We start from the raw sequence: 16,595 nt of genomic DNA, 5'->3' as shown, positions 1-16,595 counted from the left end.
TGCCGTATCATCAAGCGTCATGCTCCTGCATCAGCCTCCGAACAAGCTCGGCTTGCCTTCGCACGCCGATCTTGGCGAAGATATGGCTGAGATGCGCCCGGACCGTCGCGGGCGTGATGCCAAGCCGGGCTGCGGCGGCGGTGCGCCCGTCGCCTTTGAGAATCTCAAGAGCCACGTCGGCCTCCGCTTTCGTCAATCCGAACCGCGCGCGAAGGAATTCTTTCGCTTCGACCGGTTGGATGTCGAAGGTTCTGATCACGGATGAGCCAATGAAGATAGCGGCCGTTGCTTTGCCCTGGTTCCGCTTGCGTTCTTCGGTTCCATTCATAGGGAGGACATGCGCAAACAGAGGTGGGGCGGACGATCCTGTTAGGCGAACCGCCAGACCCGACTTGCCGAGCTTTGTCTCGTCGCGTGCCGCCAACCGGATTGCCTTTCGCAATTCCTGCGTTGCCGGCGGCATCCTGGCACTGAGGACACCGCCTGTCCCGTGCAGGGTTGCGCCGTTTTTAAACATCTGCTCCGCTAAGCGGTTCGCATGGACAATCCTGCTTTCGTCATCTGTCAGTATGACACTGCAAGGGCGCATCCAGCGCATCGGTCATTCGGCCGTATTCGACCGTGCGGGCTTCGAGCACGTTGCTGATCGTGACCGCGCGGCGCAGATGGGGCAATAGAAGCGTCCCGATTTCGACCTCCCGGTCGGTGACAACCCCTTGGGATTGATGGCGTGCGACCACGATCTCGGAGAAACGCGATGGGCTATACATTAGGAAAAGGTGCATGATGTCGACGATGCCGAGCGGGTTCAAGCATCGTTCCACATATGCCGAGCCGGCCAGATATTCCGGCGATAGCTGCCGCGAAGCCACGAACGGCTCGTTGATCGAGGGGCCTCTGGCGAACCATTCGTTCAGCCGAGCGTGGATCTCGGGAATATGTTTCTTACGCTCTTCGAGCCCGAATTCACTCCAGCCGATGCTTTTGTCGATGAGAAGACGGTTCGCATGGAGATCATTGAGAGACAGGATGACAGATTCACCAGACATCGCCTGCATGATTTCGGCAAGCGTCCGTTCCCAATGCGAGGGATCGAGCGCGCAATCGTAAATGGACCCTATCAGCTGCGAAAGACCGTTTGAGGAAACGGCCTGGCCCTGAGGTCGTTTGGGCGAAGCTGGAGACCCACTCACGATCCACCCAACAAGAATGGTTTGGTCCAGCACTCGTCAGGAAGGTGGGTCGTCTGTTGGAAGCATTGCATCGTTCCACTCACCTCCGCTCCCCGGGCATCCCGATCGCGCTCAGATTCTACAACCTCAAGTGACAATATAGAACGAACGTCCGATGCGCAAATCCGCTGCTTGTGGAACCAATGAGCGGCGGAATCGAAAATCCCGGATCAAGCCGTGATGGCAGTGATCGATTGTCGACTTAACACAAGCGAGGAGAATTTCACGATGACATATGCGATCTCGCGGTGCGAAAAAATCGTTCACTTTCATTGTTTATCGATGACGCTGGCTGCGGTCTCTCTCCTGATCGCATCCGGAATCGCCTACGCGTTCGCCGTATACGGTGCGATCGGAGAAAAATACAATGCACTCGGTGGCCCAGGCGGCGTCATGGGTCAGGCTTTGAGCGACGAGGCGGACGCGCCTTATGGCGGACGTTTCAACAATTTTCAGAACGGCGCAATCTATTGGCATCCGTCGATCGGAGCTTTTGCCGTCTGGGGCGACATCAGCACGAAATGGAACGAATTCAACCGGGTGGAATTCGGCTACCCGATCACCGACGAGCTTGGCACGCCCGACGGTCGCGGCCGCTTTAATCATTTTCGGGCCCTCCAGGTCGAGGGAGCACCCGAAGCATCGATCTACTGGACATCGGAAACCGGCGCGCATGCCACCTATGGAGCAATACGTGACAAATGGGCCAGACTCGGTTGGGAGACTTTTCTCGGGTATCCGATCACCGACGAGTCCGGCACGCCGGACGGCGTAGGTCGCTTCAACCACTTCCGCCGTCTCGACAATGGCGCGGAAGCGTCGGTCTATTGGACATCGCAGACCGGCGCATACGCCGTCTATGGCGCCATACGCGAGAAATGGGCCCAACTCGGCTGGGAAACGTTCCTCGGCTATCCGATCACCGATGAATCCGGTACGCCGGATGGCGTTGGCCGCTTCAACCACTTCCGTCGTCTCGACAACGGCGCGGAAGCGTCGATCTACTGGACGCCCCGGACCGGCGCCCGCGCTGTCTGGGGCGCCATCCGCGACAAATGGAGTTCGATGGGTTGGGAGCGAAGCGAGCTCGGCTATCCCGTCAGCGACGAGTATCAGGATGGCAGCTATCGCCGCAGCGACTTCGAGAAAGGTTTTATCCGCTGGTCGCCGCAGGGCGGTGCCGAGGTAATGAGCTATGGGGGTAATGCCGGCCAGGGCGGGTCCGAGACCTGTCTGCAGGGATATGTCTGGCGAGACAGTCGTCCGGGCGACACCGTGTGCGTGACGCCGCAGTCGCGCGTAGTAGCGGCCGCTGAGAACGCAAAAGCGGCGTTCCGGCGTGAGCCCGGCCCTCGGGACGGAGTATATTGGTGTCTCCCCGGCTTTGTGTGGCGAGAGGCCTATGACGGAGACACCACCTGCGTTCCGCCACATGCCCGCGATCGGGCGAGGACGGAGAACACTCTTGCCCGTTCCAGAACCGTCACTGGGGGCAAAGAATGGAATGTGGAAGGCGAGCATACACTCGAGGTGGGCATGGTCGCGACCCGCGAGGCCTGGGCCGACCGTAACTATGGATCCACTTGTGGGCGCCTCAGCCCCTTGCCAGGACCTATGAGCGGCATGATCGGCTGGGGGCAGGCGGAAATCGGATGGCTCGGCGAGAACTGTATGGCTTTTGTGACGGAAAGGGCTGTTCAATTCGACCGGGCGCTGATCGGTCAGCTGGCTGGCAAGATACAGATTCACAGCGTAGTCCTCAGCTACGAGGAAGCTGAAGCGCCGTCCTGCCCTCTCGTTGCCGGATACAGCTACCGGTGCTGGCAAAACGGCGACGGGAACTACGAGGTAAAGCAGAACGGCTGTGTCGTGGTGCATGTGCCGTCAGTTGACTGGGAGAGGAACGGCGGAGCCTATCCTGGTCGCATTCCATATTCCCAGGACTATCTGCAACCCATAACGAGGATTGACAATCGTCACTGGGATGTCACTTCGCCGGTTTCGTGGCAACTTTCCAGCCCGACACCGCCCCTCGGTGGGTCAAGCGGCTTCGGACTGCTTCTGAGCGGCTGGCCCAGCATCCAGGATCTTACCGCGCAGGACGACACCGTCTGTGTCTCCGATATCATAAACGTCGCCTTGACGATCAGCTATACGGTGCTTCCGCAGGGCGAATTTCATCCGCCGAACTGACCGTGTGTGGCCACGTCCGCTTGCAAACGGATATATTCGCATGATGAGAAGGTTACGATGAGGAAGGTCGGTGCGGCTTCGCCTCGGCCTTTTTGTCGTTTCCATTCACCCGCTTGCTGGCGAGCTCGGCCATGCCGTCGTTCTACGCTCTGTGTCTTCTTCATTGAACAAGTACACTGGAGGTGCCAGCCGCCGCAGGGCAAATGTTCTTTGCAGGGTCAGATTCGACCCCGCGACGCTAACGTCGCAAATCGCGAAACAATTTCGGTGTTTTATCAAAAAGGCAACGCTTGTCTGCGGTTCGAGTTGGTTCAAGGCGAACGTGTGGCACAGAGGCTCTGCCCGGCATTAGCGGCAGCGATCAAAATTGTCCGTTCCGAGCAAGAGCATGTCAATGCGTGCTATAATTTCGGCTTTCCGCGTGCGGCAAGCTTGAGCGCGATCAGAAAAACAAGCGCCACTGACAGCATGAATATCGCCCCCGACATCGCATAGATCGTCGGCGAGGCCCCGGCGTTCATCTTGCCGAACAGGACGACCGGCAGCGTGTTCTGTAGGCCGGCAAGATAGAAAGATCGTGTGAACTCGTTGAGCGAGAGCAGAAACGAGAAGATGAAGGCACTGACAAGGCCAGGACGGATCAACGGCAACGTGACGTCGCGAAACTGCCGCCAGCGGCTGGCGCCGAGGTCGGCGGCCGCCATCAAGTAGGACGGCTTGACCGCCGCAAAACTCGTCAGGATGACGATAAAGGCGAAGGGCATGGCCCAGAGTAGATGCCCCGCCGTCACGGTCAGCATGGAGGCCCTGATGCCGATGCGAGTAAAGACCGTTGATAGCGCAAGACCTTGGATCACGCCCGGCACGAACATCGGCAGGATGACGGTGAGAAACCAGGCAGTGCGGCTTCTATGGAGCTCGAAATAGGCGAGCGCTGCGGCAAGAGACAACAATGTCGCGAGCACCGCAGTCAGGGTGGCTATCATCGCCGATTGCTGCAACGCGGACACAAGGGCCTGCTCCTCGGGGAGCGAGACATACCATTTCAGCGTGATGTCCCAAAGGTTCGGCAGACCGGGCTGCAAGGCGGGATTGAACGAGACTGCCAGTAGGTAGAGCGGCGGCGCGTAGATAACGATGAGCCCGGCAATCGTTAGTACCCAGATCAGGAAACGGTTCGCTCTGCCCTCCGAATGCGCCGTCATGTGCGATCCTCGAACAGGGAGGCAAGGCCGAACAGGCGATTGCCGATCAGGACGAGCGCGAAGATTACGGCCAGCACGACGGTGGAGATAGCAAATGCGAGCGGAAAGTTCGCAACGCGCATAACGTCGTTGATCATCACCGAGATAATGGTGGCGCCGGCGCCGCCCAGCATCTGCACTTCAGTAGAGGAGCCGGCGACCATGACGAATACGAACAGAAAGCCGGCGAATATGCCCGGCATGGTGAGCGGTATCATGATCGTCGTCAGCGTCTTCCAGAAACCAGCCCCGAGGTCGCGGGCGGCGGCCAGCACGGTCGTGTCCAGCCGGCGCATCGAGAGCAACAGCGGAAAGGTCGCAAACGGCAGGTAGGAGGCGACGAGGCCGATGAGGACGGCAAAGTTGCTGAACAGCAGCCAGTCGATCGGCGCCGTGGTCAGCCCAAGCTCTTGGAGACCGGTATTGACGACACCGGTGCGTCCGAGCACCAGGCGCCAGGAAAAGGAACGGATGAGATAGGATGTGAAAAAGGGGATCGTCATCAGCGCGAGCAGGATGATGGCGAGCCTGCGGCCGGCGAGGAAATGCACTGCATAAGCCGAAGGATAGGCAATCAGCAGGCAGAGCAGCGCTGCGCCCATTGCTTTCGCGAGCGTCGAAAGAATGACCGTCCAGCGCCCGGCATCAAAGATTGCGACGTAGCCGGCAAAGCTGAAATCCGGCTTGATCCAGTAGGTCGAGGCATCCCAGGTCCAAAAGCTCCATGTGACTACAACCGCCAGCGGCGCCAGGCCGAAGACGATGATGGTAAAAAGCGGTAGTGAAATCAGCGAAAGGGCAGCAGAGCGGAATGGGTGGAGCATGTCTGAACCTTGGCTGAGGGCTGTTCGCGGCAGCAAGGCGCCGCGAATGGTCTGGTCTGATCGAATAGCTGCGGTCAGGCGTTACGCAGCTTCTGCCACCACTCCTCATAAAGCTGAAAATTATCCGGCCGGCAATTCTGCCAGTAGACCTTGCCGGCGAACTTGGCCTTCACATGGTCGCCGAGCGCTTGAACATCCTCCGGCTTGTATTCGTCGGAATGCACTTTGGCGTATTCGACATTCTTGTCAGTCGGAACCAGATAACCGCGCGCTTTGCCAAGCTCGCAGCCATAAAGACCGCCGAGCAGGCCATCGACGAACTTATGAGCGGAATCAGAGACGCCACGGTCACCGGCGCCCTTCAGGAGAACGCTGTTGTTACCCCAGCCTTCGTAGCCTTCGACGGGTGCTGCATATTCGACCTGCAGACCACGCTTGCGCCCCTCGTAGACGATCGGCTCCCAGCCTGTCATTGCATCGACTTCCTCGTCGGCGACGAGCTGAACACCCTGTTCCCAGCCGTTCCAGAAGGTACGGAACTGCCCGTCCTTCTTGTGTTTGATTAGAAATTCCATCACCAGCCCGAGTTCGGATTCCGTCAGGTTGCCGGGATCGGTGATCGGCTTGTTCTCGCTTTCCTTCAGATACATGGCCGTGAAGACTGCACTGTTGATCCAGGCGTCCTCCATCGCGACGCGACCCTTCAGCTTGGGATCGAAGATCGCGCCGTAGCTATCGACCTTGCCGAGCTTGTCGGGCCGGTAGATGATCGAGTCGGCATTGACGACGGTCGGAATGCCGTATTGTTTGCCGTCGTGCTTAAGATAGGGGATGTCCTTGGCCCATTGCCAGACACTCTCGTAGTTGGAGATTTTCGAAAGGTCCCAGGGAATGATTGCCCCCTGGCGCGCCAGTTCCTTTTCCGCTCCACCCTGGAAGCCCCCGACATCGAAGAGGTCGTTGGCATTGCCCGCTGCAAGGCGCGCGACGACCGGGCCGACATCATTGCCGTTGTCGGTGAATTCCGGGTTTACGCCGACCTGTGAAGCGAATTCCTGCCACTTGTCGCCGATGTCCAGCGTCGCCGTCGCCCAGAAGGCAACCGTGTCGGCCGCCTGCGCCCGCCCGGCAAGGCCGAGGCCACCGAGCGAAAATGCCGCGGCACCCGCTCCCATAAGCCCCAGGAACTGGCGGCGCTGCACGTTGCTGGCATTGGAGGATAAAAGCCTGTCATATCGTTTTGTCATCGTCATTCCCCTTTTTGTTAGGTCTTTCGATTGTCGTTCTGTCTCTCCTGTGACGCGGGCTAGGCGCCGCCGGCCGCGATCAGCACTGCGGCGTCCGGCCTGAGATAGACGGAAACGCGCGTGCCCGGCGGCTGCGGTTCGAGATCCGGGTCCAGGGCCACCAGCACTGACTGTCCATCGGCAAAGGCGAGCCTGACGTCGCGATGCAGCCCGCGGAAGGTCGTTTCCGCCAGCGTAAGTTCCAGTTTGGCGGCGGTTCCCGATGGGTCCGGAACGAGCGACAGACGGTCGGGCCTGATTGCCACGAGGCTCGCCTCCGGGTCGATGGGTCCGGCGATCCGGATCGGAAGGCGCTGGCCCGCGACCAACGCTTCATCCTTTCCGTCGTGAACATGGACCGCCTCCGGCCGTAGCAGGGTATCGATGCCGACGAAGCGAGCGACGAATGCATTGGCTGGCGTGCGGTAGAAGGCTGCCGGCGTATCCACCTGCGCGATCCGCCCGCCGTGCATGACGGCCATGCGGTCCGACAGGCTCACGGCTTCGTCCTGATTGTGGGTGACGAGGACGAAAGTCGCGCCGGTTCGCTTGTGCAGGCGGCCGAATTCATCGCGCATCTGCTGGCGCAAGCGCTCGTCGAGCCCGGTCAGCGGCTCGTCCAGCAGCAGGATACCGGGTTCCATGACCAGAGCGCGGGCAAGCGCCACACGCTGCCGCTGGCCGCCGGAGAGAAGGTTGACGTCACGCGGGCCAAAGCCGGAAAGTTCGACAAGCTCGAGGGCTTCGTTGATCTTGGCGTCGAGCTTGCCGCCCGACATGCCCTTCAGTTTCAGACCGTAACCGATGTTCTGCGCGACGGTCATGTGCGGAAAAAGACCGAGGCCCTGGAAGACGGTATTGACGGGGCGTCGATTTGCCGGGACTGCGCCGATGTCTTTGCCGTCGAAGGCGATGCGTCCGGACGTTGGCGTCTCGAAACCGCCGATCAGCTTCAGCAGCGTACTCTTTCCGCAGCCTGACGAGCCAAGCAAGGTAAAGAACTCGCCAGCGGCGATAGACAGCGACACACTGTCAACGGCGGTGACCGGCCCGTAGCTTTTAACGACATCATCGATTTCGATCGATATGGCCATGTCAGCGCGCCATGCGGCTCCCTTCGCGGATCACGAGAATGCCGGTTTCCGTCATTTCGATGACCTGGTTTTCGAGCACCAGCGTCGTCGCTGTTGCCTCCTCGACGATAGCAGGCCCTTCGAGCCTTTCGCCGGCCGGCAGCCGGCTGCGGTCGAATACTGGGCAGGCCAGCCAGCCGCGCGCGGTGCCGAAATAGACGTTTCTCGTTCCGGTGCGGCCCGCCTCGAGGCTGCGTCCGGCTCGCGGAATCTTCGGCAGTGCTATTACAGGCCCGCTGAGCACGGCTTCGAGGTGCAGCGTGGTGATCTCGATCGCTGAGTCCGGCAGGCGGAAGGAATAGGCCTTTTCGTGGGCGGTATGGAAACGGTCGGCGAAAGCGGCTGCATCATCCCCGCGCCGGAAGAGCGTAAATACGCCGTGCTCCTGGCCGCGATAGCGCGCCTCGACGCGGTAGGTGAACTGGATCGCGGCATCCCGGCCTTTGGCGAAATAAGTGATGGCCTCCTCTTCCATTTGTGAGAAGCGGCGGCTCAGCTCGCTTACCGCCGCGTCATCAAGAGGGTAGAACCATGTCGCTCGGAAATCGGCGCGGGGCTCGGCTGCGAGCATGCCCCAGGCTGAGAAAATGCCCGGATGCGGTGGCACCACCGTCGCCTTGACGCTGAGATCGCGACCGAGCCGTGCAGCAAGCGCCGGGCCGGCGCCGCCGCTGATGACGAAGGCCGCGTCGCGCGGGTCATGGCCGCGCTGAACGGTTACGAGTTTCAAGGCGTTGATCATGTTGGCATGAGCGATCTCGATGATCGCCATCGCCGCATCCTCCGCTGACATGCCGAGCGGATTGGCGACGGTGGCAATCGCCTGTTCCGCCTTTGCCTTGTCCAGCGCCATGGTGCCGCCGGCAAAGTTGGCCGGATCGAAGATCCCGACGGTCAGGATAGCATCCGAAAGCGTCGGTTTCGTCCCGCCGCGCCCGTAACATGCCGGCCCCGGCGTAGAGCCGGCGCTGTGCGGCCCGACCCGCAGCGCACCACGTTCATCGATCCAGGCGATGGACCCGCCACCGGAGCCGATCTCGACGATATCGACGACCGGGACCTGCACAGCGTGCCCCGGCTTGATACGGGTATGTTCCAGACGATATTCGGCGTTGAGCGTGGGCCTGCTGTCATGGATCAGCGAGCATTTTGCCGTCGTTCCGCCAACGTCGAGCGAAAGGACTTCCCTCTCACCGATCGCGGCGCCGATGCGCGCAGCACCCGCAATCCCGCCGGCCGGCCCGGATTCCACCAGGGTGAGTGGGCTGCGGGTGGCCTGGTCAAAGGTGGAGATGCCGCCGTTAGACTGCATGGCGTAATAGGGGCAGGTCAGATCGCGATCGGTCAGCGCCGCTTCCAGCCGCGCAAAATAGTGCCGGATGATCGGCTGCACATAGGCGTTGAGCACGACGGTGTTCGACCGTTCATATTCGCGCCATTGCCGCGAAACCTCGTGACTGGCGCAAACCGTCAATTCCGGAAGCGCATCGGCCAGGATATCGGCACACAAGATCTCGTGCTCGGGATTGGCGTAGCTGTGCAAAAACAGCACGGCGATCGCTTCCACCTGCTGTTGGCGACAGCTTTGGATGATCGGGCGCAGATCGTCCAGTTCGACGGGCGTGAGGACGTTGCCGCTTGCGTCGATGCGCTCTCGCACCTCAAAGCGCAAATGGCGTGGGACGAAAGGTTCGGGACTGTGGAACTGCAGGTTATAGAGGTCAGGGCGATTGCCGCGTCCGATCTCCAGGACGTCGCGAAAACCTGCTGTCGTGACCAGCGCGGTGCGCACGCCTTTGCGCTCGGTGATGGCGTTGATGACCGTCGTGCCGCCGTGGGCAAAGAACGTCACGTCGCGGGTCCGCAGCCCATCCCGCTGCTCCGACATCGTGATCGCGGCGAGAACGCCGAGGGACTGATCGTCGACACTCGTCAGGCTCTTTGCGGTAAATAGCCGGCCTGTTCGCTCGTCATAGCCGACGAGGTCTGTGAAGGTTCCCCCGACATCGGTCGCCAGCCTGATCATTCCGCTCTCCTGCGATATTCATAAGCCTCAACGGCCGCTTGTTCCGTTACGAAACCATTGTCGAGGTCCTGCTCGATCAGTTGAACCTCACGCTCAAGCGGGTCGCCCCAGCCGCCGCCGCCGCCGGTGACGATGCGCAACACATCGCCTTGTTTGAGATCGATATGGGCCGCGCGGCCGTATTCGTTGCAATCCACAGCCTTAGACTTGACCACCTGCAGCACGTTCGCCGAACCTGGGTGGCCGCCATTCATTCCCCAAGGAAGGGTCCTCGTGCGGCCGAAGCTGCAATAGGCTGATGCGTCCTGCGATAGGATCTCGTATTCGCGCACGATACCGAAGCCGCCGCGCCTTCGCCCCGCCCCGCTGCCCGCCTGGATGTTGAAACCGTAACGCTTGACGAGCAGCGGATATCGGGCCTCGATCACCTCGACCGAATAGTTATAGGTATCGCCATCGGTCAGCGCGATCACCGCGTTTGCCCCATCACGATCCTCGCTCGCGCCCCAGCCGCCATGCTGGGGCTCGATATGGATGAAGGGCTGGTCGTGGGCATCCTTGCCCGAGACATAGACGACGCAGAGGCTGGAATAAGAGCCGGCCGAAAAACGTGAGGGCATCAGCGGCGCAAGTGCCTTCCAGACCAATTCCGACGCGTGGACCGAACCCTCGTAATACCAGCCGGTGGGTGAGGGCTTTTGTGCGGTGAAGATGGTGCCGGCCGGCGCGACGACCTTCAGCGGGCGGAACCAGCCTTCGTTCGATGGCGCCTGCGGACCGACAAGCGCCTTTATGATGGTACGGCATGCCGATTCCAGCGCGCCTCTCGCGCAGTTGATCGGCCCTGCCACGGCCGGTGGGCAACCGGTGAAGTCCGCAGTGATACTGTCGCCCGTGATCGTGACCGCGACCTTCACCTCGATGGGGCCGTCACTGACGCCGTCGCCATCAATGACATCAGTCGCGTGGTAGGTGCCGTCGGGCAGGGCGGCGATCGCTGTGCGACTTTGTTTCTCGCTGACGGCGATCAGGTTTACGAAAGCCGCCTTGACAATGGCGCTGCCATACTTGCCGGTAAGTTCCGACATTCGCCGCGCCGCGACCTGCACCGTGGCGATCTGCGCGGTCAGGTCACCAAGGGCGATTTCGGGGAGCCGAACGTTCTCGCTGATGATATGGATCAGCTCCGAAGAGACGACGTCGCCACGAACGATCTTGACACCCGGCAGGCGCAGGCCCTCCTGGAAGACCGAGGTTGCATTCGGCGCAAGGCTGCCCGGAACAGAGCCGCCGACATCGAGAAAATGCGCGACGTTGATCGCATAGGCGACAATTTCTTTGGCGACAAAGATGGGCTTGACCACAGCAAAGTCACAGGCATGCGTGCCGCCGGCATAGGGATCGTTGGTCAGCAGCACGTCGCCGTCGGCCATATCTCCATCGTAGCGGGAGATCAATGCCTTGACCTGCGCGCCGAACGTACCGGTAAACAGTGTAATGCCGTTCATTTGCGCGACCAGTTCGCCCTCCGCGGTCAGGAGGCCGCAGGCGAAATCCAGCACTTCGTAGATGACCGGGCTCATGCTGGTGCGGGCCATGACGATGCCCATTTCGTCGACAGTCGCTGCAAGCTTACCCTCGATGATTTCCTGGGTGACGGGATCGATGGGATCTGGAACAAAAGTCATCTTGCTCACGTATCGCTGCATGGATTGGCAGGCACAGAGTAAGCGTCATTGCTCGAGGTTGGATAGCCTGTCAGACGGGTAGGAAGAGTTCGAAGCGCCCTACCCGTTCGGGTAGGTCAGCCCGGCCAGAACGCCCCGATCCCGCGCGACGTTGACCGCAGCGAGGCGGGTGCTGACGTTGAGCTTGGCGTAGATGTTGCGCAGATGGAACTTCACCGTATTGTCGCTCATGTCGAGCTTGCGACCAATCTCTTTGTTGCTGAGGCCAGTGCTCAGCAGTTCCATCACACCCCGTTCCCGATCGGTGAGTCCACTGTCTGGCTGAACCTCGGCTGCATTCTTGCGGCCGAAACCGAGGCGACTCGGCCAATCCTCACCGAGGGATTGTGCCAGCCGCCGTCCGACGATGTCAGGCGTTGACACGTCAGAAGCGAGTGCGCGAAGTGTGTCGACAAAGCCTACCCCCTCGATGCATAGGAGCGCTCTGTAATCTCCGAGCGAGAGACCAAGGACGAGGTCGCCGAGCCGGGCGGCAGCTTCGTCCTTCCGGCCTTCGGCTACCATGAGGCCCACATCCAGCAGCGCTAGTTCGATCGCGCGCGGTACGTTCGGCTTGCGGACCTGCCGGACGATCAGTTGTGAGAGGCATCCGCGGGCACTGACGAAGTCGCCGAGCGCAAGGTGGATGCGTGTCCAGAGCAGAGCCGGGACTGTGCCGCGCGGATGGATGGCGAGGTCGTTCGCTCTGTCTAAACCCACCGATTTGCGCCCCATGCCCTTGGCATCGGCGTATCGCATCGCCTGCTCTATATCGCCGAAGGCAAGCAGGAGCCTGACACGCTCTCCTTCGACCAGCCATGTCAGACGGTCGAAGCCACGGCGGCCAGCGGCGGCATGAACCCGATCGATGGCGGCATGGGCTGCGACCTGATCACCCTTGAGAAGCAGGACGCGCTGCTGTGCCAGGAAGCCGGCGGCTAGCAAATCGAACCAGGTATCGTGGCGTTCGAGATGTGGCAACGCCCAGTCGAGCATCGCCTCAGCCGTATCCTCGTGGCCGTTCATCGACAGCAACTCCGCCTTTAGGACCTGGCCCACCGCATCGAGATCGCTTCCGACGCCGATATTCCGCTGCGCTTCAGCGATCAATCGGTTATAGGCCTCGGCCGCCTTGGCACAGTCTCCACTGAAATAGGCGGCCTGGCCAACATGGGTATAAAGATGCATGGCGCCGAAATCGGCATTGCCGTCGCGGAAGGCGTGAATGGCGAGGTGCCCGTAATGCAGCGCCCGTTCCAGGTCGCCGCGGATGAGGCAATTGTAGCAGAGCATGTTAAGCGCAAGGGCCCTGTGGATCAGTTCCATTCCCTCGCGCTTCGTCAGGTCGTCCTCCAGCGCCGAGAGATCCGTATTGCTGGCCGAACGATCGGTGTAAAGCGAGAGCAGTATGCGCACGACCCTCAGATCGGCGGCCAGCGCCTCACTGCTCCGCGCTATGCCGTGTTCGGCGATCGCGAGGTAGTGATTGGCTGCGTCGAGCTGACCCGCCTTTGCGCTGACGACCGAAAGACCGAGCGTCGTCAGCGGGAAGCGGCTGAGATCGATCTCGGCGGCCTTATCAATGATCGCCTGAAACATGGTGGTGCCGCCCCGGGTCGTGGCGTAGACCCTCCGCCAGCCCCCCGCAGCCTCGACAATGCGCGCAGCAAGATTGGCCTCGCCGCTCAAAAGCGCGTGTCGCACGGCACTGTCGCAATCACCTTGCTGTTCGAACCAGCGGGCAGCCCTCTGCAGCGTGACCCGCGTATCGACATCTTGACGTTCGGCCTCTTCCTTGAGGAACGCACTGAAAACCGGATGATAGCGGATCCAGCCGCCCTGGCCGCTCAGGACGGCGATCGGGAGCGCCAGCCTGGCGAGATCCTGAAAGGTAGCCGAAACGTCAGCCTCGTCGCTGATGGCTGAGACCAGTTCGCGATTGAGTGCCGGCAAGGCCGCCGTCTCGATCAGGAAACGCCTTGTGCGTGCCGGCAGATTCGCGAAGACCTGTTCGGAAAGGTAGCTGCCCATTTCCGCCGTTCCGGCGTCAAAATAGGAAAGGATCGCCTCCGCCTCGATATTGTCCGTCACCAGCACCCGCACCATCTGCAGCGCCACCGCCCAGCCTTCGGTGCGTCTGTTGAGGCTGCCAATCTGGTCGGCAGTCAGCGCGATGCCGTTACCAGCGAAGAATTCTTCCGCTTCCACGTCCGAAAACGCCAGCTCGCTGACGCCGACCAGTTTAAGGTCGTTGTTGAGCCGCAGGGACGAGATGGGAAAACGCGGAGCGCTTCGGGAGATCAGCACGAATTTCAGATGTTCGAGCGAGCTGTCGGCCAGCAGTCGTGCGATGACCGATTCTGTCGCGTCCGTCTGGGCAAAGTGATAATCGTCGAGAAAGAGGGTGAGCGGAGCAGGGAAATGGCGAAGCCGTGTAGCCAGGATACCGAGTAGGGCGGCCGAGGACAGGCTTGCTGTATCGCGTGCCATCCTGTCTGCAGGCGTCAGCCGGTCGAACGCCTCCAGGAGAACGAGGATGAACTGGCTATAGTTGCTGTGTTCCGCATCGAGCCCGACCCAGACGACCTGTTGACCCGATGCAAGCAGGTTGTCATGCCACTGCGCCGCAAGACATGTCTTCCCATATCCTGCAGGCGCGACGATCGTCATCAGTCGCCTTAACCCTCCGTCTCCCAGTCGCTGAAGAAGGTTGCGACGCCGGACAGCGTTTGGAGCAGGGTTCGGAGGGGCAAAACGGCTATGAGTGCTCATGGAACCAGCTTGCTTCCAAGGTTTCCATATTTCAAGGTGCCGGATAGGTTCTTCACCTCCCCCGCCAAACGTCTTCGGCGCCGTAGCCGCGAGCAGTAATGTGTCTGAGTGTCAGCATTCGCTCCAGTTCGCTGCCGTGGGTGGCGAGTTCTAGATTTAGCTTTTCACGACCACAACGCCGATTTCGGTTGATCCCGCAACCACGACCAGGCGAGCTCGACCATGGTCGCTCGCAAACGCGGATTTCCCGCCTTCGACACACCTTGTTCGCGATCGACGTTGCCGCTTTGCCGAGGCGAGGGGCGAGGCCAGCGTAGGAGCCGATTTGCGGTCGATTGTCGAAGTGTCGGAGCAGGCCTTCCGTCTAGAGTATCGTGGCGAACTCAATTGCCTCGAGCCCCAAAAGCGCCGTCGCTCTTGCCGGCTGACCGCTTCGATTTCTCAGATTGCCGAACCCAGGCGTGTCTTGGTGTAAAGCCTGCGTAATTCCCCCGCTATGGGTCCCGGTTTGCCGTCGCCGATAACGACATCATCGATCTTGACCACCGATGTTGCGAAGTTGGTGGCAGAGGTGATGAAGGCTTCGGCAGCCTGCTGGGCTTCGGTGACAGAAAACGCCCGTTCCTCGACGACCATTCCGGCGTCGCGAGCAAGATCGATGATGCTTGCCCGAGTGATCCCATGCAACAGGGCATTGGACAGGCCGCGTGTAACCAAGGTCCCATCCGCTTTTACGATATGGGCCGTTGCGGCGCTGCCTTCGGTGACAAGCCCGTCCTGTACCAGCCAGGCATCGTCCGCGCCCCGCCGCATGGCTTCCATCTTTGCCATCGACGGATAGAGCAACTGGACCGTCTTGATGTCCCGCCGCTCCCAGCGCCAGTCCGGCAGGGTGGCAATCGACAGACCGGTTTCGCTGCGAGGACTGCTCAGCACCGGCTTTGCCTGGGTGAACAGCACCAGCGTCGGCGCTGCCTTGGCAGGATATGCAAAATCACGATCGGCGGCGCCGCGGCTGATCTGCAGATAGATCAGCCCCTCGTCCAGCTGGTTGCGGCGGACGAGATCCCGGTGGACATCGAGCAATAATGCTTCGGAAAGCGGGCAGGCAATTCCGAGCTCCGAAAGCGACCGCTGAAGGCGAGCCGCATGCCCATGATAATCGATCAGCTTGCCGCCGATCACCGCCGTGACTTCGTAAATTGCATCGGCGAACAGGAAGCCGCGGTCGAAAACGGAGACTTTCGCCTCGGTCTCGGGAAGCCAGGCGCCATTCAGATAGACAGTGCGGGTCAATAAAGATGTCCTCGGTCAGAAAACAGGCTTTGCAAAGGGAGCGATATCAATGCCGTTTGCGCCGAGCGCGTCCCGCAGGGCGCGTGCCGTCGCGACGGAGGCGGGATTGTCGCCATGAACGCAGATCGTTGCCGCATCGACCGGCAGTTTCTTTCCGCCCGCAGTCGGGATAATGCCATCCCGGATCATCGACAGAGCCTGATCGACGCTCTGCTGCGGATCGTGAATGACCGATCCTTCGATCTGACGGGAGGTCAGCATGCCGGCATCGTCATAGGTCCGGTCGGCATAGACTTCGCAGGCAACGCGAAGGCCGGCCTTGTCGGCCGCCTTCATCGTTTCCGAATAGGGCAGGGTGATGAACACCAGCGTCGGATCGACCGCCTTGATGGCGCGAATGCAGACCGTGGCAAGTTCGGCATCGACGGCTGCCATGTTGCCGAGCGATCCGTGGGTCTTGACATGGGTCATCGGCCAGGAGAGAGCCGACGCCATGCCCTGCATCGCGGCGATCTGATAGATGATCTGCGCTTCCAGATCCTCCGGGCGCTCGCCGGATATCCGCCGGCGGCCAAAACCATAGAGATCTATGAACGACGGATGGGCGCCGATCGCTACACCTTTGGCCTTGGCGGCCAGAATCGTGTTACGCATCACCACCGGGTCGCCTGCATGGAAACCGCAGGCGATATTTGCGGTGGAGATCAGCTCCAGCATCGCCTTGTCGTCGCCGATCGTATAGGCGCCGAAGCTTTCCCCCATGTCGCAATTGAGATCGATGGTTGCCATCCGAAAGAACTCCTTGCAGGGTAAGCCTGCTTTCCGGCAATAAAACTGTTTCCGCCCCGTGGCGTCCTGCGGC

12 protein-coding genes and 1 pseudogene are annotated in these 16,595 nt (G+C 60.8%); 1 reads left to right on the top strand and 12 read right to left on the bottom strand.

Annotation, left to right across the window (positions count from 1 at the left end):
* Positions 1–10: 10 nt before the first annotated feature.
* Together ACK9YZ_RS31090 and ACK9YZ_RS31085 are read right to left on the bottom strand one after the other, a co-directional pair.
* On the bottom strand, positions 11–328 hold the full coding sequence (locus ACK9YZ_RS31090) for a response regulator transcription factor (protein WP_416067332.1): 318 nt from the start codon (positions 326–328) through the stop codon (positions 11–13).
* A 229-nt stretch (positions 329–557) separates the two neighbouring features.
* Positions 558–1,193, bottom strand: a complete 636-nt coding sequence (locus ACK9YZ_RS31085; protein WP_416067331.1) for a hypothetical protein — start codon at positions 1,191–1,193, stop codon at positions 558–560.
* Positions 1,194–1,460: 267 nt separating this feature from the next.
* On the opposite strand from ACK9YZ_RS31085, the gene ACK9YZ_RS31080 reads away from it, so the two are divergent.
* Positions 1,461–3,425, top strand: a complete 1,965-nt coding sequence (locus ACK9YZ_RS31080) for an LGFP repeat-containing protein (RefSeq protein ID WP_416067330.1) — start codon at positions 1,461–1,463, stop codon at positions 3,423–3,425.
* A gap of 401 nt (positions 3,426–3,826) precedes the next feature.
* Here ACK9YZ_RS31080 and ACK9YZ_RS31075 read toward each other — a convergent pair whose 3' ends face one another.
* The 10 genes and pseudogenes from ACK9YZ_RS31075 to ACK9YZ_RS31030 all read right to left on the bottom strand — a co-directional run bounded on the left by ACK9YZ_RS31075 (position 3,827) and on the right by ACK9YZ_RS31030 (position 16,522).
* Positions 3,827–4,630: an ABC transporter permease gene (locus ACK9YZ_RS31075; protein WP_416067329.1), complete on the bottom strand. Its 804-nt coding sequence runs from the start codon at positions 4,628–4,630 to the stop codon at positions 3,827–3,829.
* Positions 4,627–5,493, bottom strand: a complete 867-nt coding sequence (locus ACK9YZ_RS31070) for an ABC transporter permease (RefSeq protein ID WP_416067328.1) — start codon at positions 5,491–5,493, stop codon at positions 4,627–4,629. Before ACK9YZ_RS31070 ends, ACK9YZ_RS31075 begins: the two co-directional genes overlap by 4 nt.
* A gap of 74 nt (positions 5,494–5,567) precedes the next feature.
* On the bottom strand, positions 5,568–6,740 hold the full coding sequence (locus ACK9YZ_RS31065) for an ABC transporter substrate-binding protein (protein ID WP_416067327.1): 1,173 nt from the start codon (positions 6,738–6,740) through the stop codon (positions 5,568–5,570).
* 59 nt (positions 6,741–6,799) lie between these two features.
* Positions 6,800–7,873, bottom strand: coding sequence for an ABC transporter ATP-binding protein (locus ACK9YZ_RS31060; RefSeq protein ID WP_416067326.1), 1,074 nt, complete (start codon positions 7,871–7,873; stop codon positions 6,800–6,802).
* Position 7,874: 1 nt separating this feature from the next.
* Positions 7,875–9,938, bottom strand: a complete 2,064-nt coding sequence (locus tag ACK9YZ_RS31055) for a hydantoinase/oxoprolinase family protein (protein ID WP_416067325.1) — start codon at positions 9,936–9,938, stop codon at positions 7,875–7,877.
* Positions 9,935–11,626 (bottom strand): hydantoinase B/oxoprolinase family protein, encoded by a 1,692-nt coding sequence (locus ACK9YZ_RS31050; protein WP_416067324.1) that lies wholly within the window; start codon positions 11,624–11,626, stop codon positions 9,935–9,937. The genes ACK9YZ_RS31055 and ACK9YZ_RS31050 overlap by 4 nt, the downstream gene beginning before the upstream one ends.
* Positions 11,627–11,725: 99 nt before the next feature.
* Positions 11,726–14,335, bottom strand: coding sequence for a LuxR C-terminal-related transcriptional regulator (locus ACK9YZ_RS31045; RefSeq protein WP_416067323.1), 2,610 nt, complete (start codon positions 14,333–14,335; stop codon positions 11,726–11,728).
* 275 nt (positions 14,336–14,610) lie between these two features.
* A pseudogene (locus tag ACK9YZ_RS31040) lies at positions 14,611–14,801 on the bottom strand (transposase); the annotation flags it as partial.
* A gap of 77 nt (positions 14,802–14,878) precedes the next feature.
* Positions 14,879–15,733 carry a D-amino-acid transaminase gene (locus ACK9YZ_RS31035; RefSeq protein WP_416067322.1) on the bottom strand — a complete coding sequence of 285 codons (855 nt, stop codon included), beginning with the start codon at positions 15,731–15,733 and terminating at the stop codon, positions 14,879–14,881.
* Positions 15,734–15,748: 15 nt separating this feature from the next.
* Positions 15,749–16,522: a LamB/YcsF family protein gene (locus tag ACK9YZ_RS31030; protein ID WP_416067321.1), complete on the bottom strand. Its 774-nt coding sequence runs from the start codon at positions 16,520–16,522 to the stop codon at positions 15,749–15,751.
* Positions 16,523–16,595 lie beyond the last annotated feature (73 nt).

The organism is Rhizobium sp. ZK1, assembly GCF_047782645.1.
Taxonomy (GTDB): domain Bacteria; phylum Pseudomonadota; class Alphaproteobacteria; order Rhizobiales; family Rhizobiaceae; genus Rhizobium.
Note: the sequence above shows the minus strand (reverse complement) of the source record. Positions and strands in the feature narration are given on the sequence as shown.